We start from the raw sequence: 19455 nt of genomic DNA on the forward strand, positions 1-19455 counted from the left end.
ACCGCGTTAGCAGACGTCACCTCGGTCGACAAGCCTTTCCTGCTGCGCACGCCCCTGACCCGTCGGCCCCACCGTACGGCAACCGCCTCACGGACCTCCCCGCCGCCCGGAGCCCCAACGCGTGCGTCGGCCCGGTAGTTTGGCGCCATGACTGACGAGCTCGACGCAGCCCCGGCCGCCTTCCCCGGCCGGCTCGGCCCCACGGCCACCCGCGAGGTCGACCCGCGCGCGGTCGGCCCCGTGCGCACGGCGTACGCCCCCGAGCCCGACGGTCAGCCCGATCCGGGCGAAATCGTGTGGACCTGGGTGCCGTACGAGGAGGACGACGGACGCGGCAAGGACCGCCCCGTCCTCGTCGTCGCCAGGGAGCAGGGGGAGACGCTCCTCGCCGTGCAGTTGAGCTCCCGCGTGCGCAAGGACGACCCCGAGTGGCTTCCTCTCGGCTCGGGGCCGTGGGACGCGGAGGGCCGCGACTCCTGGGTGGGCGTCGCGCGGGTGCTGCGGGTCCACGCCGACGGGATGCGCCGGGAGGCGTGTGCGCTCGACCGCGCCCGGTTCAACGCGGTCGTCGACAGGCTGCGTCAGCTCCACCACTGGCGCTGAAGGCGCAACTGGCCGAGCAGCGGCGGGAGTCGGGGGCCACCGGACCGTGCGCCTTCCTCTTCCCGGGAAACCCTCGCAGAAGGGGTGCGGCGTCTCTAAAGTGAGGCCCCGCCGCACGCGTCGTACGTGCGCCCGCCCCGAGCCCTCCACCGCGTCCCGCCAGAGGTCGTCCATGCACACCGCCGCCGCCGTCCCCGTCGACGGGTTCAGCCACGGCCCGCTCGTCCCACTCGCCGCGTACGCGATGGCGTGCTTCGGCAGTGCGGTGGGGCTGCGCTGCACGGCCCGCGCGCGCACGCTGAAGCCGAGCAACCGCAGCGGGTGGCTGCTGCTCGGCTCCGTCGCCATCGGCGCCGGCGTCTTCACGATGCACTTCGTGGCGATGACGGGGTTCAGCGCACGCGGCATGGAGATCAGCTACGACCTCGTGACCACGTACATGAGCCTGCTCGTCGGAGTGGTCGTGGTCGGGCTCGGCATCTTCCTCGTCGGGCGGCGCGACCGCGGTACTGCCGCGCTGCTCGGCGGTGGGACCGTCACCGGGGTCGGCTTCGCCGGGATGCACTACCTCGGCATGGCCGGAATGCAGATGCCGGGGACGATCTCGTACGACGGACCCACGGTGGCGCTCTCCCTCGCCATCGCGATCGTCGCCGCGACGGTCGCGCTGTGGTTCGCCACGTCGGTGAAGTTCCTCGGAGCCTCGCTGGGCGCCGCGCTGATCATGGGGATCGCCGTCGGCGGCATGCACTACACGGCCATGGGCGCGGCCACGGTGCACGCGCACGACGGCGCCGTGAGCGAGGCCACCTCGACGGTCGGCACGCTCGCGCCGATCCTCGTCGGCCCCGTCCTCCTGCTGCTCCTCGTGGGGCTCTTCGTCACCCTCGACCCGATGACGGAGCGCGACGCGAAGCGCGGTGGAGGCTCCCGGCCGGGCGGAACGGCGGGCGAGAGACTGGAGCGCACCCCGTTCGAGCACCGTTGACGACCGGATGGACCCGGAACGAGAGGCGGAAGGGCATGGCTGCCGAGGAGACGCCTGAGCTGGAACCGATGCCGGACGACTGGCGGCGCGCACTCGCCGTCGTCGCGCACCCCGACGACATGGAGTACGGCGGCTCCGCGGCCGTGGCGGAGTGGACGGCCGCGGGCAAGGAGGTCGCCTACCTCCTCGTCACCCGCGGTGAGGCCGGGATCGACGGACTGGAGCCGGTCGAGTGCGCGGCCCTGCGCGAGACCGAGCAGTGCGAGGCGGCGCACGCCGTCGGCGTCGAGGAGGTGCGCTTTCTCGACCACCGGGACGGAGTCCTGGAGGAGGGGCCGGGACTGCGCGCCGACATCACGGCGGTGCTGCGCGCCTTCCGCCCGGAGCTGGTCCTCACCATCAACCACCACGACACCTGGGCGCCGGGGAGCTGGAACACCCCCGACCACCGCGCCGTCGGCCGCGGCGTCCTCGACGCGGTCGGCGACGCGGGCAACCGGTGGATCTTCGCCGACCAGCTCGAATCGGGCGACCTCCAGCCGTGGGGCGGCGTCCGCTGGGTCGCCGTCGCAGGATCGCCGCGTCCCACGCACGCAGCGGCGGTGCGGGAGCGGTCGGTCGACCGCGCCGTCGGGTCGCTCCTCGCCCACCGCACCTACCTGACCGGCCTGGGCAGCTCGGACCCCGAGGGGTACGCGCGCTCGGTGGTGCACGGCGGCCTCGTCCCGGCGGCCGAGCGCCACGGCGGCAGCCGCGCGGTCGCCTTCGAGCTCTACTCCCGCTGAGGTCGGACCGCGCCGGGGACGGTTCAGAAGAGCGGCTCGGGCAGCACCCCCTCCAGGGCCAGCAGCTCCCGCTTCGTCTCCAGCCCACCGCCGAAGCCGCCGATCCCGCCGGCGCTGGCCACCACCCGGTGGCAGGGCACCACGAGGGGCAGCGGGTTGGCCCCCATCGCCGCCCCCACGGCGCGCGCGGCACCGGGCTCGCCCGTGCGGCGGGCGAGCTCGCCGTACTCCGCCGTGCAGCCGTAGGGGACGGAGGCGGCGAGCTCCTGGAGCGCGCGCCGCTGGTAGCCGCCGACGAGCGACCAGTCGAGCGGGACGCCGAAGGAGCGCAGTCGGCCGGCGAAGTACGAGGCCAACTCCGCTGCCGCCGCGTCGAGATGGTCCGCGGCCGGGCCCGCCGCTGCCTCGGCCCGCGCGACGGGCGGGCCGTCGAGCGCGGCGCGCAGCTCTTCCAGCCGGAGTTCGACCGTGCGCGCGTCGGCGTGGAAGGCGACGAGGACGAGCCCGCGCTCCGTCGCCGCGAGGAGGAGCGGGCCGATCGGCGCGCGGTGCACCGCCCATACGCAACCGGCGCCCGCCGTCTTCTCTCCGCCCTGCACTTCAGCCATGCCGAGGACTCTACGTCCGGGCACCGACATCCCGCGGCGCCCGCAGCCCGTCGAGGGGCGGGACGCACGAGGCCCCCGGCACGGCGTCTTCCGTGCCGGGGGCGGTGCGTGGAGCCCCGGGCGTGAGCGGACGCGGGTCAGCTCGCCGCGTCCCGCACCACGTCCGGCTTGTTGGAGATCAGCCCGTCGACGCCCGCGTCGGCCATGGCGCGTGCCGTCTCGGCGTCGTCGACGGTCCAGGTGAAGGTCTCCAGCGGCTGCCCGTGCGGTCCGTTGTGCTCGTGTACGGCGTCGACGTACTCCTTGGTGACAGCGGTGTACTGCGGGTTGATCTGGTCGGCGAACTTCGCGTAGTCGGCGAGCTCGCCGACCTTCGGGTTGCCTAGGAAGCCCGTCTTCACCGTGGGCTCGGTGAGGTGGACCGTCTTGACGGCGTCCGCGTCGAAGCTCTGGAGGATCAGCTTGTCCCGGACGTGGCCGCGGTCGAGCCAGCCCTTCTCGTCGAGCTGCTTGAGGATCTCGGCCTCCACGCCCGGATAGAGCTCCGGCGATTTCAGCTCGAGCAGCAGGTGCTGACCGGTGTCGTCGAGCCGGTTCAGGTACTGCTCGAGGGTGGGCACGCGCTCGCCCTTGAAGTCCTTGTCGAACCAGCCGCCGGCGTCGAGCCGGGAGATCTCCTCCAGGGTGAAGTCGCCGACGTTCCAGGGGGCGCGGTCGGGGAAGACCTCTTCGGCGTCGGTGGTGCGGTCGAGCGTGGTGTCGTGGATGACGACCAGCTCGCCGTCCTTGGTGCGCTGGACGTCGTTCTCCACCCAGTCGATGTCCAGCTCATGGGCTCTGTCCACGGCGGCGAGGGTGTTCTCCGGAGCGTAGGCGGAGGCACCGCGGTGTGCCACGGGCAGCGGCGCGTCCTTCGCTGCGGCCTGGGACGACGGGGCGGTGGAGAGGAGAAGCACCCCGCTCAGGAGGACACCACCTGCTGCGGGTGCGACGGCGCGTATCGACATTCGGGACTCCTCGCATCTGTGCGGTCACGGATTGCGCAGGCAGCGTTCCCGATGATCAGTACAAGAAAGCGTGAATGAGGCAAAGGTGAGGTGAAGTCGCCGTATCGGTACAGATCAGTTTATGCACCCCCGACGCCTTCTCGCCGGTCGGGCCCGACTCGGGCAGGCCCGGTTGTCAGTGCGGAGCCGTACCGTGGAGGACATGCGGCCCAAGACAGAGATCGAACGCAAGGTGGCGCCTTTCGAGGTCGTCAGCCCCTATCAGCCCAGCGGCGACCAGCCCACGGCCATCGCCGAGCTGTCGCAGCGGGTCAACGGCGGTGAGAAGGACGTCGTGCTGCTCGGGGCCACCGGCACGGGCAAGTCCGCCACCACGGCCTGGATGATCGAGCAGCTCCAGCGTCCGACCCTCGTCATGGCGCCGAACAAGACCCTCGCGGCCCAGCTCGCCAACGAGTTCCGCGAGCTTCTGCCGAACAACGCCGTCGAGTACTTCGTCTCCTATTACGACTACTACCAGCCGGAGGCGTACGTCCCGCAGACGGACACCTACATCGAGAAGGACTCCTCGATCAACGAGGAGGTGGAGCGCCTCCGCCACAGCGCGACCAACTCGCTCCTCACCCGGCGGGACGTCGTCGTGGTCTCCTCCGTCTCCTGCATCTACGGTCTCGGCACCCCGCAGGAGTACGTCGATCGCATGGTCCCTCTGAAGGTGGGCGAGGAGGTCGACCGCGACGGCCTCCTCCGCCGCCTCGTCGAGATCCAGTACGCCCGCAACGACGTCTCCTTCACCCGCGGCACCTTCCGGGTCCGGGGGGACACCGTCGAGATCTTCCCCGTCTACGAGGAACTCGCCGTCCGCGTCGAGCTCTTCGGGGACGAGATCGAGGCGCTCTCGACCCTCCACCCCATCACCGGAGAGGTGATCTCGGACGACGACGAGCTCTACGTCTTCCCCGCCTCGCACTACGTCGCGGGCCCCGAGCGCATGGAGCGGGCGATCACCGGTATCGAGGCCGAGCTGGAGGAGCACCTCACGGGTCTGGAGAAGCAGAACAAGCTGCTGGAGGCGCAGCGCCTGCGGATGCGCACCAGCTACGACATCGAGATGATGCGCCAGGTCGGCACCTGCTCCGGCATCGAGAACTACTCCCGCCACATCGACGGCCGTGACCCGGGCTCCGCACCGCACACCCTCCTCGACTACTTCCCCGAGGACTTCCTCCTCGTCATCGACGAGTCCCACCAGACCGTCCCCCAGATCGGCGCGATGTTCGAGGGCGACGCCGCCCGCAAGCGCACGCTGATCGACCACGGCTTCCGACTCCCCTCGGCGATGGACAACCGCCCCCTGAAATGGGAGGAGTTCACCGAGCGGATCGGCCAGACCGTCTACCTCTCTGCCACCCCGGGGGAGTACGAGCTCTCCCGCTCCGACGGCTACGTCGAGCAGGTCATCCGCCCCACCGGCCTCGTCGACCCGCAGGTCGTCGTCAAGCCGACCGAGGGCCAGATCGACGATCTCGTCCACGAGATCCGCACCCGCGTCGAGCAGGACGAGCGCATCCTCGTCACCACCCTCACCAAGAAGATGGCCGAGGACCTCACCGACTACTTCATCGAACTCGGCATCCAGGTCCGCTACCTCCACAGCGACGTCGACACGCTCCGCCGCGTCGAACTGCTGAGAGAGCTGCGCTCGGGGGACTTCGACGTCCTCGTGGGCATCAACCTCCTCCGGGAGGGCCTCGACCTCCCGGAGGTCTCGCTCGTCGCGATCCTCGACGCGGACAAGGAGGGCTTCCTCCGCTCCGGAACCACCCTGATCCAGACGATCGGCCGCGCGGCCCGGAACGTCTCGGGTCAGGTCCACATGTACGCGGACCGCGTCACACCGTCGATGCAGCAGGCGATCGAGGAGACCAACCGCCGCCGCGAGAAGCAGATCGCCTACAACGAGGAGCACGGCATCGACCCGGAGCCGCTCCGCAAGAAGATCGGCGACATCGTCGCGGACATCGCACGCGAGGACGTCGACACCACCGAACTCCTCGGCAGCGGCTACCGCCAGACGACGGGCAAGCCGGCCAAGGGCGGCCAGCAGGCCGAGCAGGCGGGCGGCAAGGCGAAGAAGGGGAAGGCGCCGGCACCGGCGAAGAAGAGGGGCAAGGGTTCCGAGGAGCTCACCGACCGCCCCGCAGCCGAACTCGCGGAGTCGATCGAGCAGCTCACCGAGCAGATGCGGGCGGCGGCCGCGGAGCTCCAGTTCGAGGTGGCGGCGAGGTTGCGGGACGAGGTCTCGGAGATGAAGAAGGAGCTCCGGCAGATGCAGGAGGTCGGCCTGAAGTAGGGAGCGCGGCGCGCGCCCAAGACGCCCTGGGCACCTGCGCGTTGGAGCATCGCCGCGCCCGACTGCCGGAGCGCGGACGGGCGGTGCGAGTATTGCGGGAAGGCACGGAGCGCCGACAGCCCGTTGGGTGCGCGTGAACACGCCCGTAGGGTGCGGGGACATGACCGTCGCCGGATGTCCGGCGGCAGCCAGCTACGTCGAGAGGGGACGCACGTGTCGGTCAACTTGTCCAAGGGCCAGGCCGTGAGCCTGGAGAAGCGGGGCGGGGGCTCCCTGACGTCGGTGCGTATGGGCCTCGGTTGGAAGGCGGCGCCGCGGCGCGGGCTCTTCCGCAAGCCCAAGGAGATCGACCTCGACGCCTCGGCGGTGCTCTTCGCCTCGGGCGAGCCCAAGGACGTCGTCTTCTTCCGCCACCTGGTGAGCGACGACGGCTCGGTGAAGCACACCGGCGACAACCTGGTCGGCGGCGCGGGGGACGACGAGGACGACGAGTCGATCCTCGTCGACCTCTCGCGGGTGCCGGCGCACATCGACCAGATCGTCTTCACCGTGAACTCCTTCACGGGCCAGACCTTCGCCGAGGTCGAGAACGCGTTCTGCCGTCTCGTCGACGAGACCAACGGCCAGGAGCTGGCCCGCTACACCCTTACCGGTGGTGGCGACTACACCGCGCAGATCATGGCCAAGGTCCACCGTCAGGACGGGGGCTGGCAGATGACGGCGCTCGGCGCCCACAGCAACGGCCGTACCTTCCAGGACCTGATGCCCGCGATCCAGCCCCACCTGTAGCCCTTTCCGCTCGCGCCCCCGCGCTCCGGGAGCGCGGGGCCGGAGCCGGCCGGGAGCGGAACGGCCGGCTCCGCCCGGCGCCCGTACGCGGTCCGCCCTCAGGGTGAATTCCAGGTGAACGACCGCCGCACGTACGGGCGTCCGAGTTCTCGCCCGCACGCTCCCGGTCGGGCCGCCGACCGCAGCACAGAGCCACCTGCAACCGCCGCTCGCCGCTCTCGGAGTGCGCCGCTGACCAGTTCACTTTAACTTCATTTGGGCTTGCTTTACTCTCTCTTGAGCGGAGGGGAGTATTCCCGGACGCGGTGACTCCGTCAGTACGGCCGGCCAGAGCCCGGACCCGGAGCGCCGGTCCCGGCGCGAGCCGCGGGCGGAAGAGACCTCCGGTCGATGCGTGTTCGCAAGCCGGAAGGTGTACGGATGGACATCTCCATCGCCACATGGGTGCTGACCATCGCAGGTCTCTGCGCCCTGATCGCCGTCGACTTCTTCGTCGGAGGCCGAAAACCGCACGAGGTCTCCCTCAAGGAAGCCGGCACCTGGACGGTCGTCTGGGTCGCCCTGGCCGGGCTCTTCGGCCTCGGGCTGTGGCTCTTCGCGGGGCCGACACCCTCGGGCGAGTTCTTCGCCGGTTTCATCACGGAGAAGTCGCTCAGCGTCGACAACCTCTTCGTCTTCATCCTGATCATGGCGAAGTTCTCGGTGCCCTCCATCTACCAGCAGCGCGTGCTGATGGTGGGCGTGCTCATCGCCCTCGTCCTCCGCGCCGCCTTCATCGCCGCGGGGGCAGCGGTGATCTCCACCTTCTCCTGGGTCTTCTTCCTCTTCGGCGCCTTCCTGATCTGGACGGCCGTCAAGCTGATCCGCGAGGCCGCGCAGGACGAGCAGGAAGAGGAGTACGAGGAGAGCCGCTTCATGAAGCTGGTGGAGCGGCGGTTCCCCTCCACGGACCAGTACCACGGCACCAAGCTCTTCGTGGTGGAGAACGGCCGCCGCCTCATGACGCCGATGCTCCTCGTGATGCTCGCGATCGGCTCGACCGACGTCCTCTTCGCCTTCGACTCGATCCCCGCGATCTTCGGCCTCACGCAGGACCCGTACATCGTCTTCACCGCCAACGCCTTCGCGCTCATGGGCCTGCGCCAGCTCTACTTCCTCCTCGGCGGCCTGCTGCGGAAGCTGGTCCACCTCTCCTACGGGCTCTCGGTGATCCTCGGATTCATCGGCGTCAAGCTCCTGCTGCACGCACTGCACGAGTACGGCGTCCACGTCCCGGAGATCAGCATCCCCCTGTCGCTCTCGGTGATCTGCGGCGTCCTCGTGGTCACGACGATCACCTCCCTCTACACGTCCCGGAAGGCCTCCCGCGAGGCAGAGGAGAAGGCCGACCACTGACGGCGCTCCCGGGGTGCCGGACGAAGGTCCGGCACCCCGGCCCGTAGCCGGTCACACGGCGACGGCGCTCACCCCACCCTCAGCCGCTGCGCAGCCCGTTCCCCGTTGACCGTGACGGAGAGCGTCACCGTCCCCGGCCGCAGTCCCCGCAGCTCCCCGGTCGCGGAGTCGAGCCCCACCGTGCAGCGCGCCGGGTAGCCGCCGGGGCGCGCGTCCTTGTCGACGCAGACCCCGCGCGAGCCCTGCCAGTCGGCGCTGACCGGCCAGTCCACCGGCACCTTCCGCGCGGAGCCGCCCTCGCCCTGCACCACGGTCGCCGACGCCTCCGCCGTACGGCCGACGGCGAGCCGCTCCGGCGCGCGCAACCGGAGGTCGTCGACGTGCGCCCGCGTCTGCACGGAGACCCAGTCGCCGCCCGGCGCACGGCGGTCGACGCCCAGCAGCGACCAGCCGGTGAAGCCGCCCTGCTCGGGACGGGCAGCGGGTTCCTTCCCCGAGTTGCCGTTGACCAGGTACGGCACCCCGTCGACGCGCGAGGCGTCGAACGCGCCCACATGGCCCCCGACGAACACGGCGCCCTTTCCGCTGCGCTCCCGGAACTCGGAGAGCCAGTCCTCCACGAGCTGCGCCTCCCTCCGGTCGGTGAGCTGGCTCGCCGCCTGCGGCATCGGATCGCGCGGCGGCACGTGCTGGAGCACGGCGACCGACCGGACGGAAGGGTCTTTCGCTGCCGCGTCCAACTGCCGCCTCACCTCGGTGAATTGGCTGTATCCGCCACCGCGCAGCGTCAGCGACGAGGTGTCGAGCGTGAGAAACCGGGTGCCCTTGTGGTCGAAGGTGCGTCTCGCTGGACCGAACTCCTCGACGAAGTCGTCGATCTCGCCGCCCATCACCTCGTGGTTGCCCGGTACGTAGTACCACTTCACCTCGTCGCCCAGCTCCTCGTCGAGCATCCGGTGTGCGAAGGCCAGGTCCTCGGGGGACCCCTCGTCGACGAAGTCCCCGTTGACGACGACGAAGTCGGGCGCGGCCGCCTTCACTTCGCGCAGTGTCCGGCGGGCCTGCTCGGCGTTCTCCCCGTCGGGCTCCCGCGCCACGAACTGTGCGTCGGAGAGGACGGCGAACCGCCAGTCGCGCCCCTCGACGTCCGCCGCCGTGGAGATGAGCGGGTCCTGCGGCCGTGCCGCCGACGGGAGTTCGACGTCCGGCGGAGTCTGCGCCGTCAGGCCGTCGACGACGACATCGCCCTTGTACTGTGCACCCGGCTGAGTCTCCGCGAGGTAGAACCGCTTCACCGTCAACGGGTAGGCGGCGCCTTCGGGGAGCGGCAGGGTGAGGTGCCGCCATCCCTCCCAGTCGACGTGGTCGCCTCGCAGCACTCGGCTCTCGCCTGCCGCGTCCGTCAACTCCAGCGAGGGCCAGGCGCCGTGGCCGTCGCCCTTGATCCAGACGCCGAAGGACTGGGGCTGCCCCTCGACGCGCACGGGCTGGGGCGGGGACAGGTACGCCGCACGCGTGGCGGTCGACTGAGTGAAGTCGTACGTCAGCCGGAGGCCCTGGCCGGTCTGCCCGTCGGGGGTCGCCTTCGCCTCGCCGGAGGCGCGGGCGGCGTCGAAGGTCCAGTCGTCGGCGTCCTCGAAGTCGGCGACGTCCTGGTCGCGGAGGCCGACCGTGACCGCCAGCTCCGTTTTGACGCCCTGCACTTCGACGGTGACCGTGCCGGACGCGTCCTCGTGGCCCGGCTTCGCCCGCACGGTGAAGACGCCGTGCTCCTCGCCCTTGCCCTCCGTGATCTCGAAGAGTGAGGTGTCGTAGGAGAGTGCGACGTCGGCGGGCTCGACGGGGGCGCTCGTCCCCTGCGCGTCGAAGCCGACGACGCCGAACTCGGCCTCGGCCTCCGCGTCCGCGAGCCCCACCCGCTCCCGGGTCGGCGCCACCCGGTCGAGGTCGCCTATCACGGTGAGGTCCCGGGCGCCGTCGGCACCCCCTCTGCGCGCGCTCACCTCTGCAGTTCCGCTTCTGGCCGCCGTGAACACCCCGGCCCGGGAGACCTCCCCGACGCCCGGCTTCGAGCTGCGCCAGCTCGCGCGGCCGTCCGCGGGGCCGTAGGTCTCGTCGTACCCGTCCGCGCGCAACTGCCGCGTGAGGCCGGGGAAGACGCGCCCCGGATGGCCGGACGGCATCGGGTCGGCGGTCGGTGCCTTGTCCGGGTCGGTCGCCGTGTCCACCCAGAAGCCCTCGAGGTGACCGCTGCCCGCCGGGGCGGTGAGCGCGAGGCCGTTGGGCACCTCGCGTTCCTCGCCGTCCGAAGGGGAGTTCTCCAACTGCGGATGCTCCTGACCGGGTTGGCGGGCGAGAAGCGTCGAAGAGCCGCCGCCGTCGAGGTTGAGCGCGTTGTGGGCGCCGAGCTTCTTCATCATCCGGGCCAGCTCGGTGAGCGTGGTCCCGCCGGACGCGGCCTGCCGTCCGTCGACCGTCAGTACGTGCATCGTCTGACCGTCCTTGGAGAAACCCACCGCAGTCCGCGGCGCCGCGGCGTTGTTGGGTTTGCCGTCCCAGTCCTGCGCCACACCGTCGGCGACGAGCACCCCGCGCCCGCCGACGGCGGTCCTGGGCACCGGGCCTCCTCCCGCCGTCCGCACGTGGTACTCCGTCGCGACGCGGTCACCCCGGCTCAGTCCGGCGAGCTTCTTGGCGCCGACGCCGTGCCCGAGCAGCACCGTCGCGCCGCGGGGGACCGGCGCGCCCCCCGGCTCGTCCCGAACGGCGACGACCCGGCCGCCCCTGACCTCGACCTCGGCGACCGCGTCGCCCGCCTCCACGGTGAGGGCGCGATCGGCCTTGCCCCAGCGGTGGTTGTAGAGCGCGACGCCGTCCGCCGGGACGTTCGCCGCGTTGTAGCCGCCGAGCTTCTCCTCGCCCGAGGGGAGCGTCAGCGTTCCCTCGAAGTAGAGGTCGAGCACCTTGCCTGCGGCGTCCGGGCCGATGGCGACGGCCTCCGAGTTGCCGGGTGCGGGGGAGTGCGTCGGCTCGCCGTTCTCGGCCCCCGGGCCGAGCGGGGCGCCCGTCTCGTCGATGTCGAAGAAGTCCGCGTTGAAGGCGGCGACGGTCCTGCGGTCCGGGCCCGGGTCGTGGGCTTCGGCGAGTTCGCTGACCGGTCGGCGCTCGGAGACCTTTCCCGAGGAGAGGTAGTCGGCTTCTGTGCCGCCGCCGAGGTCGACGCTGAGTGCGTCGGCTCGCAGCCACTTGTCGGGCTCCAACCGTTCGAACGACGTCAACTCGGCGCCCGGGGCCACCGGTCGGGTCTGCCGCGCCAGCTCCATCCCGCGCTCGGAGCCGGCAGGGGCCTTCTCGGTGGCGGCCGCGGGGGCCGGCGGCGACTCCGCCGACGCGGACGGCGTCAACCCCGCGCCCAACGTGCAAACGGCCGCTGCCGAGAGCAGCGGCCGTACGACGCGTCGTCTGTATGTGCCTGTTCGCCTCAACGTCCCTCCTAGAACGTGAGCTACATCCGTATTTTCACGGACAACGCGGCACAGGGTCCCAAGGAGGCGAGGTCTGCACCAGGCACAGGAGAGAAGTCGACAAGAACACCTGCCCAACCATGCGCCACGCGCGTGCCGTTGCCGAGGGACCAGGAGAGTGCCGCACGCTTCGCTTGCTCGCCACCGCGGGACCAGGCTTGCGCCACGGCCGGCGAACCCGGTGGCATGACGCGCCGGCCGGAGTGGTCCGTGGCACGTCGAGGAACACCCCGGCCGGCAGAAAAACAGAGCACGGCTGCTCGACCAGCGGACACCTGTCCTGTCAGCTCCCAAACCGCACTACAGTGCTGAGGCACACCGTCGCACCCGACCGTGTGCCCGTCCGCCGTGCTCGCGGACGGCCGGACGCGAGTGAAGGGAGCCGCGGTGGGCGGCGTCCGGGCCGGAGGAAGAGCCGGCCGAGACGAGAGACCGGAGGAGCAGACCGCCGAGCCGGCGGAGGCGGAGCCGGTACCGGCGAAGCCGAGAGGGTGGCGGCGCTTCGTCGCGGACACGCGTCCGCTGCGGCGTCCTGCCTTCCGCCGGCTGTGGTCGTCGACGGCGGTGACCGCGGTGGGGAGCCAACTGACCGCCGTCGCCGTCCCGAAGCAGGTGTACGACATCACCGGCTCCTCCGCGGCCGTCGGGTACTCCAGCATCGCCGGGCTGGTGCCGCTCGTCGTCTTCGGCCTCTGGGGCGGCGCCATCGCGGACGCCGTCGACCGGCGGAAGCTGATGCTGGTGACCAACGCGGGCATCGCCGTCACCTCGGCGTTCTTCTGGGTCCAGGCGTTCGTCGGCCTCGACTCCGTGTGGGTGCTGATGGTCCTGCTCGCTCTGCAGCAGGCGTTCTTCGGCATCAACTCCCCGACGCGCAGCGCAGCCATCGCACGCCTCGTCCCACGCGGCGAACTCCCCGCGGCCAACGCGCTCGGCTCCACGGTCGCGCAGACGGGCATGATCGTCGGACCGCTGCTCGCCGGCGCGCTGATACCCCTCATCGGCCTCGCCGAGCTCTACCTGATCGACGCGCTGGCGCTGTGCCTCGCCCTGTGGGCGGTCTGGCGGCTCCCGCCGCTCCCGCCGCTCGACGCCGACGAGGGCGCAGCACCGGAAGAGCGGACGCCACGGCGCAGACGCGCCGGCTGGCGGGAACTCTCCGAGGGATTCCGGTACATCGGGGCGCGACAGGTGCTGTTGCTCTCCTTCGTCGCCGACATCATCGCGATGGTCTTCGGCATGCCCCGCGCGCTCTTCCCGCAGCTCGCCGCCACGACATACGCGCCGTGGGGCGAAGGGCTCGCGCTGGGACTCCTCTACGCCGCGATCCCGATCGGCGCCGTCGCCGGCGGGCTCTTCTCCGGAACGTTCTCGCGGGCACGCTCCCACGGGTGGATGGTGATCCTCGCGGTGGTCGGGTTCGGCGTCGCGGTGGCCGGGTTCGGGTGGAGCCCCAACCTCTGGTGGGCCGTGGGCTTCCTGGCGGCCGCGGGGGTCGCCGACATGGTCTCGATGGTCTTCCGGCAGTCGATCCTTCAGTCGGTGGCGACGGATGCGATGCGCGGGCGGATGCAGGGCGCGTTCACGGTCGTGGTCGCCGGCGGCCCGCGGGTGGCGGACCTGGTGCACGGGACGGCGGGCGCCGCGGTCGGGCCCGGCACGGCCGCGGCCGTCGGGGGCGTACTGGTGGTGGTCTGCATGCTGGCGCTGGCGTTCGCGCTGCCGTCGCTGCGCCGCTACCGCATCTGAACACCCGGCCGGCGCGCGGCGGTTGGCGCTACCGATCGCCGTCCGCCGGCCCGGCCCGGTCCCGGTGGTTACCCGGCCTTGCCGGGATCGGTGACGAGCTTGCCGTCCTCGGTGACGTCGACGGGGATCTCCGGCAGCGGCGCCGTCGCGGGACCGTGCTCGACCTCGCCCGTCTCGACGCTGAACCGGCTGCCGTGGAGCGGGCAGTCGGCCGTGCCGTTCTCGACCTTCGAGAGCTTCGCCCCCTGGTGGGTGCAGACGGCGCTGAACGCCTTGAACTCACCCTTGCCCGGCTGCGAGACGAGTATCTGCTCCTCCGCATAGAGCTTCGCGCCGCCGACCGGGACCGCGTCGGCCGAGCCGAGGTCGATGGGGGTGGAAGGGGCGGCGTCGCCCGAACTCTGCGACTCGGCTCCCGCACAGCCCGCCGTCCCCAGCCCGAGGGCTGCGAGTGCGGCGCTGCAGAGCACCGTACGCCGTGCTGCCTGCGGTCGGTCGGGGAGAACCCGCGGTGTCCTGGCGCTCTCTGTCACACGGCGCACCCTACGCCCCGGTCACCGGGCAGGGTGCTCGGACCCTGCCCGGCTGCTCACTTCCCCTTCGGCGCCGCCTTCTTCGCGGCGCTCTTCTTTGCGGCCGCCTTCTTCGCCGGAGCCCGCTTCGCTCCGGACGCCGTGCTGCCGAGTTGCGGCGAGGCGTCGCTGAACCTGTCGCCGAGTACGTCCCGGAGGAACTTGCCCGTGTGGCTCGCCGGCACCGCCGCGACCTCCTCGGGGGTGCCCTGCGCCACGACGAGGCCGCCGCCTCCGCCTCCCTCGGGGCCGAGGTCGAGGAGCCAGTCGGCGGTCTTTACGACATCGAGGTTGTGCTCGATGACGATCACCGTGTTCCCCTTGTCGACGAGGCCCTCCAGCACCGCGATCAGCTTGCTGATGTCCTGGAAGTGGAGGCCGGTCGTGGGCTCGTCGAGGACGTAGACGGTGCGCCCCGTCGACCGCTTCTGGAGCTCGCTCGCGAGCTTCACGCGCTGCGCCTCGCCGCCCGAGAGCGTCGGGGCCGGCTGCCCGAGGCGGACATAGCCGAGGCCGACGTCGTTGAGCGTCCGGAGGTGGCGGGCGATCCTCGGAACGGCGCCGAAGAACTCCACCGCCTGCTCGATCGGCATGTCGAGCACCTCGGCGATGTTCTTGCCCTTGTAGTGCACCTCCAGCGTCTCGCGGTTGTACCGCGCGCCGTGGCAGACCTCGCACGGGACGTACACGTCGGGCAGGAAGTTCATCTCGATCTTGATGGTGCCGTCGCCCTGGCAGTTCTCGCAGCGACCGCCCTTGACGTTGAAGGAGAACCGGCCCTGCTGGTAGCCGCGGACCTTCGCCTCGGTGGTCTCCGCGAAGAGCTTCCGCACGTGGTCGAAGACGCCGGTGTAGGTGGCCGGGTTGGAGCGCGGGGTGCGCCCGATCGGCGACTGGTCGACGTGGACGACCTTGTCGACCTCCTCGATGCCGTCCACGCGGACGTGCCGGCCCGGCACGAGCTTGGCGCCGTTGAGCTCGCGCGCGAGGTGCGTGTAGAGGATGTCGTTGACGAGGGTGGACTTGCCGGAGCCGGAGACCCCCGTGACCGCCGTGAGCACGCCGAGCGGGAAGGCGGCGTCGACGTCCTGGAGGTTGTTCTGCTTGGCGCCCCGCACCACGAGCCGGCGGTCCGGATCGACCGGGCGCCTCTCCTCGGGGATCGGGATCTCTCGGCGTCCCGTCAGGTAGTCGCCGGTGATCGACCCCTTCGCCTGGAGCAGCTCCTCCCGCGGGCCCGAGTGCACGACCTTGCCGCCGTGCTCGCCGGCGCCTGGGCCGATGTCGACGACCCAGTCGGCGGCGTTGATGGTGTCCTCGTCGTGCTCGACGACGATCAGGGTGTTGCCGAGGTCGCGCAGCCTGACGAGCGTCTCGATGAGCCGGTGGTTGTCCCGCTGGTGGAGGCCGATGGACGGTTCGTCGAGCACGTAGAGCACGCCGACGAGCCCGGAGCCGATCTGCGTCGCGAGTCGGATGCGCTGCGCCTCGCCGCCGGAGAGGGTGCCGGCGGCGCGGTTGAGCGTGAGGTAGTCGAGGCCGACGTCGACGAGGAACTGGAGCCGCTCGTTGACCTCCTTGAGGACCCGCTCGGCGATCTTCCGCTCCCGGCTGTCGAGCTTCATCTCACCGAGGAATCCGGCGCACTCCACGATCGACATCGCCGAGACCTCGGCGATCGACTTGCCCTGCACCGTCACGGCGAGGACGAGCGGCTTGAGCCGGGTCCCCTCGCAGGTGGGGCAGGGCACCTCGCGCATGTACCCCTCGAACCGCTCGCGGCTCGCGTCCGTCTCGGCCTCCTGGTAGCGCCGCTTGACGAACGGCACGACGCCCTCGAACGCGGTCGTGTAGGCGCGTTCGCGGCCGAAGCGGTTGCGGTACCGCACCTCGATCTGCGTCTTGTGCCCGTGGAGCAGCGCCTTCTTCGCGCGCGCCGGCAGGCCGGCCCACGGGATGTCGGTGCGGAAACCCAGCGCGTCGGCGAGGGCGTCGACGATGCGGCCGAAGTACTCCTTCGTGTGCCCGTGCGACCAGGGGTGGAGCGCTCCCTCGTCGAGCGACTTCTCCTCGTCGGGGACGATCAGCTCCGGGTCGACCTCCATCCGCGTGCCGATCCCGGTGCAGACGGGGCAGGCGCCGAAGGGGGAGTTGAAGGAGAAGGAGCGGGGCTCCAGCTCCTCGAACGAGAGGTCGTCGTACGGGCAGTAGAGGTGCTCGGAGAACATCCGCTCGCGCTGCGGGTCGTCCTCCTCCAGGTCGACGAAGTCGAGGACGAGCATGCCGCCCGAGAGACCGAGGGCCGTCTCGACGGAGTCGGTCAGCCGGCGCTTGGCGCTCTCCTTGACGGTGAGGCGGTCGACGACCACCTCGATCGTGTGTTTCTCCTGCTTCTTGAGCTTCGGCGGGTCGGAGAGCTGGATCGTGGTTCCGTCGACGCGGGCGCGGCTGTAGCCCTTGGTCTGCAGGTCGTTGAAGAGGTCGACGAACTCGCCCTTGCGCTCGCGGACGAGCGGGGAGAGCACCTGGAAGCGACTGCCGGGCTCCAGCGAGAGCACCTTGTCGACGATCGCCTGCGGGGACTGCCGAGCGATCGGCCGGCCGCACTCGGGGCAGTGCGGCTTGCCGATCCTGGCGTAGAGGAGGCGGAGGTAGTCGTAGACCTCGGTGATGGTGCCGACCGTCGAGCGCGGGTTCCGCGACGTCGACTTCTGGTCGATCGAGACCGCGGGGGAGAGGCCCTCGATGAAGTCGACGTCGGGCTTGTCCATCTGCCCGAGGAACTGGCGGGCGTAGGCGGAGAGTGACTCGACGTAGCGGCGCTGCCCCTCGGCGAAGATCGTGTCGAAGGCGAGCGAGGACTTGCCGGAGCCCGACAAGCCGGTGAAGACGATGAGGGAGTCGCGCGGGAGGTCGAGCGAGACGTTCTGCAGATTGTGCTCGCGCGCGCCACGGACGAGAAGACGGTCGGCCACGCCGGTTGGCACCTTTCGTGTGTGCGGAGGGCTCCCCGCGACGGATCGGGGACCCTCCAAGGGTATGGCGGCGCCGCTCGTGCGTGCCTGGGTTTCGAGCGGTGCCACCTGTCGACTCTATAGCACGGACATTCGAATTGCTGACGGTCTGCGCGGCTCCGACGTCCCGAGAGGCGGGATTTCGGGTTCGTCGGACCACGGCTAGGTTCTGCTCATGTCCAACATCCCACCCGCCACTGACAACGCCCTCCTCCAAGCCTCCGGCGACCGCCTCCTCGCCGCCGTCGCCTCGCTCGACGACGCCTCCCTCGCCGCCGCCTCGCGCCTGCCCGGCTGGACCCGCGGCCACGTCGTCGCCCACCTCGCCAGGAACGCGGACGCGCTCCTCAACGTCCTGCGGGGCGGCCCGATGTACGCCGACGAGGCCGTGCGCGAGGCCGACATCGAGCGGGACGCACCGCGCCCGCACGCGGTGCAGCTGAAGGATCTGCGCGAGTCCGTCGCCCGGCTCGAGGCCGCCTTCGCCGCCGAGGACGACGCGAGCTGGGAGCGGACCGTCGAGCTCCGGAACGGCGTCGTCGACCGCGCGGGCTCGCTGCCCTTCAGGCGGCGTGCCGAGGTCGAGTTGCACCACGTCGACCTCGGCATCGGCTACACCCTCGACGACCTCCCCGCCGACTTCGTCGAGCGCGAACTCGCCGTCGTCGCCGAGCGGTTCGAGCGGCACCCGCAGGTCGCCGACTCCGTCGAGCTGCGTGCCGAGGCCGGCGGCGTCCACCACACGGGAGCCCCCGGCGAACCGGCCGTCGTCGTGACGGGCACGGCGACGGCGCTCCTCGGCTGGGTCACGGGCCGCACCGACGGCTCCGGACTCAGCGCCAACACCCGGCTTCCCGTGCTTCCCGGGCTCTGAGCACACGTGCCGGGCCGCCTACCCTGAGTTCATGCCATACACCGGAACGGTCAAGGTCGGCGGCCCGGCCGACGTACACGAGCTGCAGCAGTTGATGATCTCCAAGGTCGCGGTCGGCCCGATGGAGAACAACGCCTACCTCCTGCGCTGCCGCACCACAGGCGAGCAGGTGCTGATCGACGCGGCCAACGAACCCGGGACCCTGCTGAGCCTCATCGGCGACGACGGCATCCGCGCGGTCCTCACCACGCACCGCCACGGCGACCACTGGCAGGCCCTCGAACCGGTCGTGCAGGCGACCGGCGCACGCACCTACGCGGGCCGCCACGACGCGGAGGGCATCCCCGTCCACACCGACGTGCTCCTCGACGACGGCGACGTCGTGCAGATCGGCGAGATCCAGCTGACGGCCCGCCACCTCGTCGGCCATACGCCGGGCTCGATCGCCCTCGTCTACGACGACCCGCACGGCCACCCCCACCTCTTCACCGGCGACTGCCTCTTCCCCGGCGGCGTCGGCAACACCTTCGGCGACGCGGACGCGTTCGTGCGGCTCCTCGACGACGTCGAGGTGAAGCTCTTCGAGCAACTCCCCGACGAGACCTGGGTCTACCCCGGCCACGGGAACGACACCACGCTCGGAGCGGAGCGGCCGAACGTCGAGGAGTGGCGCCGGCGCGGGTGGTAGCGCGTGCGCCTCCGGGCGTGCGCGAGGTGCTCCCCGGGGTGCGCCGAGGGTTGTCCACAGGCCCGGTTGGCCGTCGGTGGCTCGTCGTAGGGTGGCGGTCATGGCAGACCCTTCCAGCTACCGGCCCAAGCCGGGTGAGATCCCCGACTCCCCGGGGGTCTACCGCTTCCGCGACGAGCACCGCAGGGTGATCTACGTCGGGAAGGCCAACAGCCTGCGCCAGCGCCTCGCCAACTACTTCCAGGACCTCGCGGGGCTGCACCCCAGGACCGCCACCATGGTCACGACGGCCGCCTCGGTCGAGTGGACCGTCGTCGGCAACGAGGTCGAGGCGCTCCAGCTGGAGTATTCCTGGATCAAGGAGTTCGACCCCCGGTTCAACGTCAAGTACCGGGACGACAAGAGCTACCCCTCCCTCGCCGTCACGCTCAACGAGGAGTTCCCACGGGTCCAGGTGATGCGCGGCCCGAAGAAGAAGGGCGTCCGTTACTTCGGCCCGTACGCGC

At 71.0% G+C, this 19455-nt stretch carries 15 protein-coding genes; 10 read left to right on the forward strand and 5 right to left on the reverse strand.

Annotation, left to right across the window (positions count from 1 at the left end):
• Positions 1–147 precede the first annotated feature (147 nt).
• The 3 genes from UWG_RS0110300 (at position 148) to UWG_RS0110310 (ending at position 2376) form a co-directional block, all read left to right on the forward strand.
• Positions 148–603: a type II toxin-antitoxin system PemK/MazF family toxin gene (locus tag UWG_RS0110300; protein WP_016907125.1), complete on the forward strand. Its 456-nt coding sequence runs from the start codon at positions 148–150 to the stop codon at positions 601–603.
• Positions 604–775: 172 nt separating this feature from the next.
• Complete coding sequence (locus tag UWG_RS0110305; RefSeq protein ID WP_016907126.1) at positions 776–1591, forward strand: MHYT domain-containing protein; 816 nt, start codon at positions 776–778, stop codon at positions 1589–1591.
• 35 nt (positions 1592–1626) lie between these two features.
• Entirely contained in the window at positions 1627–2376 is a 750-nt protein-coding gene (locus UWG_RS0110310; protein ID WP_016907127.1) for a PIG-L deacetylase family protein, read from the forward strand.
• A gap of 23 nt (positions 2377–2399) precedes the next feature.
• On the opposite strand, the gene UWG_RS0110315 is transcribed toward UWG_RS0110310, so the two are convergent.
• Positions 2400–2984, reverse strand: coding sequence for a methylated-DNA--[protein]-cysteine S-methyltransferase (locus UWG_RS0110315; RefSeq protein ID WP_237720048.1), 585 nt, complete (start codon positions 2982–2984; stop codon positions 2400–2402).
• Positions 2985–3121: 137 nt separating this feature from the next.
• Positions 3122–3991 carry a glycerophosphodiester phosphodiesterase gene (locus UWG_RS0110320; protein ID WP_016907129.1) on the reverse strand — a complete coding sequence of 290 codons (870 nt, stop codon included), beginning with the start codon at positions 3989–3991 and terminating at the stop codon, positions 3122–3124.
• 202 nt (positions 3992–4193) lie between these two features.
• Here UWG_RS0110320 and uvrB point away from each other — a divergent pair, with 202 nt between their 5' ends.
• From uvrB to UWG_RS0110335, 3 genes are all read left to right on the forward strand, one after another.
• Positions 4194–6344: an excinuclease ABC subunit UvrB gene (gene uvrB / locus UWG_RS0110325; RefSeq protein ID WP_029391337.1), complete on the forward strand. Its 2151-nt coding sequence runs from the start codon at positions 4194–4196 to the stop codon at positions 6342–6344.
• Positions 6345–6557: 213 nt separating this feature from the next.
• Positions 6558–7133 (forward strand): TerD family protein, encoded by a 576-nt coding sequence (locus UWG_RS0110330; protein WP_016907131.1) that lies wholly within the window; start codon positions 6558–6560, stop codon positions 7131–7133.
• A gap of 420 nt (positions 7134–7553) precedes the next feature.
• Positions 7554–8528, forward strand: coding sequence for a TerC family protein (locus UWG_RS0110335; protein ID WP_016907132.1), 975 nt, complete (start codon positions 7554–7556; stop codon positions 8526–8528).
• A 68-nt stretch (positions 8529–8596) separates the two neighbouring features.
• Here the strand turns inward: UWG_RS0110335 and UWG_RS0110340 are convergent, their stop codons facing one another.
• Positions 8597–11851 (reverse strand): phosphodiester glycosidase family protein, encoded by a 3255-nt coding sequence (locus tag UWG_RS0110340; RefSeq protein ID WP_106429948.1) that lies wholly within the window; start codon positions 11849–11851, stop codon positions 8597–8599.
• Between the two features lie 588 nt (positions 11852–12439).
• On the opposite strand from UWG_RS0110340, the gene UWG_RS0110345 reads away from it, so the two are divergent.
• Positions 12440–13801 (forward strand): MFS transporter, encoded by a 1362-nt coding sequence (locus tag UWG_RS0110345; RefSeq protein WP_016907134.1) that lies wholly within the window; start codon positions 12440–12442, stop codon positions 13799–13801.
• A gap of 68 nt (positions 13802–13869) precedes the next feature.
• On the opposite strand, the gene UWG_RS0110350 is transcribed toward UWG_RS0110345, so the two are convergent.
• Positions 13870–14334: a Rieske (2Fe-2S) protein gene (locus UWG_RS0110350; protein WP_474773138.1), complete on the reverse strand. Its 465-nt coding sequence runs from the start codon at positions 14332–14334 to the stop codon at positions 13870–13872.
• A gap of 56 nt (positions 14335–14390) precedes the next feature.
• Positions 14391–17348, reverse strand: coding sequence for an excinuclease ABC subunit UvrA (uvrA, locus tag UWG_RS0110355; protein WP_016907136.1), 2958 nt, complete (start codon positions 17346–17348; stop codon positions 14391–14393).
• A 214-nt stretch (positions 17349–17562) separates the two neighbouring features.
• Here uvrA and UWG_RS0110360 point away from each other — a divergent pair, with 214 nt between their 5' ends.
• The 3 genes from UWG_RS0110360 to UWG_RS29815 form a co-directional block, all read left to right on the forward strand.
• A complete protein-coding gene (locus UWG_RS0110360) occupies positions 17563–18261 on the forward strand; it encodes a maleylpyruvate isomerase family mycothiol-dependent enzyme (RefSeq protein WP_016907137.1) in 699 nt (232 codons plus the stop codon).
• 31 nt (positions 18262–18292) lie between these two features.
• The gene (locus tag UWG_RS0110365) at positions 18293–18949 is read left to right on the forward strand and encodes an MBL fold metallo-hydrolase (RefSeq protein ID WP_016907138.1); all 657 of its coding nucleotides are present in this window, start codon (positions 18293–18295) and stop codon (positions 18947–18949) included.
• A gap of 100 nt (positions 18950–19049) precedes the next feature.
• Positions 19050–19455, forward strand: a 406-nt coding sequence (locus UWG_RS29815; RefSeq protein WP_033196070.1) for a GIY-YIG nuclease family protein, incomplete at its 3' end; no start/stop codon positions are given.

This window comes from Streptomyces xiaopingdaonensis (genome assembly GCF_000262345.1).
Lineage (GTDB): Bacteria > Actinomycetota > Actinomycetes > Streptomycetales > Streptomycetaceae > Streptomyces > Streptomyces xiaopingdaonensis.

Excerpts from the sequence above, each read along its gene's own strand:
- UWG_RS0110300 (WP_016907125.1), top strand. The coding sequence starts at position 148 with ATGACTGACGAGCTCGACGCAGCCCCGGCCGCCTTCCCCGGCCGGCTC.
- UWG_RS0110365 (WP_016907138.1), top strand. The coding sequence starts at position 18,293 with ATGCCATACACCGGAACGGTCAAGGTCGGCGGCCCGGCCGACGTACAC.
- UWG_RS0110320 (WP_016907129.1), bottom strand. The coding sequence starts at position 3,991 with ATGTCGATACGCGCCGTCGCACCCGCAGCAGGTGGTGTCCTCCTGAGC.
- uvrB (WP_029391337.1), top strand. The coding sequence starts at position 4,194 with ATGCGGCCCAAGACAGAGATCGAACGCAAGGTGGCGCCTTTCGAGGTC.
- UWG_RS0110335 (WP_016907132.1), top strand. The coding sequence starts at position 7,554 with ATGGACATCTCCATCGCCACATGGGTGCTGACCATCGCAGGTCTCTGC.
- UWG_RS0110340 (WP_106429948.1), bottom strand. The coding sequence starts at position 11,851 with ATGGAGCTGGCGCGGCAGACCCGACCGGTGGCCCCGGGCGCCGAGTTG.
- UWG_RS0110305 (WP_016907126.1), top strand. The coding sequence starts at position 776 with ATGCACACCGCCGCCGCCGTCCCCGTCGACGGGTTCAGCCACGGCCCG.
- UWG_RS0110315 (WP_237720048.1), bottom strand. The coding sequence starts at position 2,984 with ATGGCTGAAGTGCAGGGCGGAGAGAAGACGGCGGGCGCCGGTTGCGTA.
- UWG_RS0110310 (WP_016907127.1), top strand. The coding sequence starts at position 1,627 with ATGGCTGCCGAGGAGACGCCTGAGCTGGAACCGATGCCGGACGACTGG.
- UWG_RS0110360 (WP_016907137.1), top strand. The coding sequence starts at position 17,563 with ATGTCCAACATCCCACCCGCCACTGACAACGCCCTCCTCCAAGCCTCC.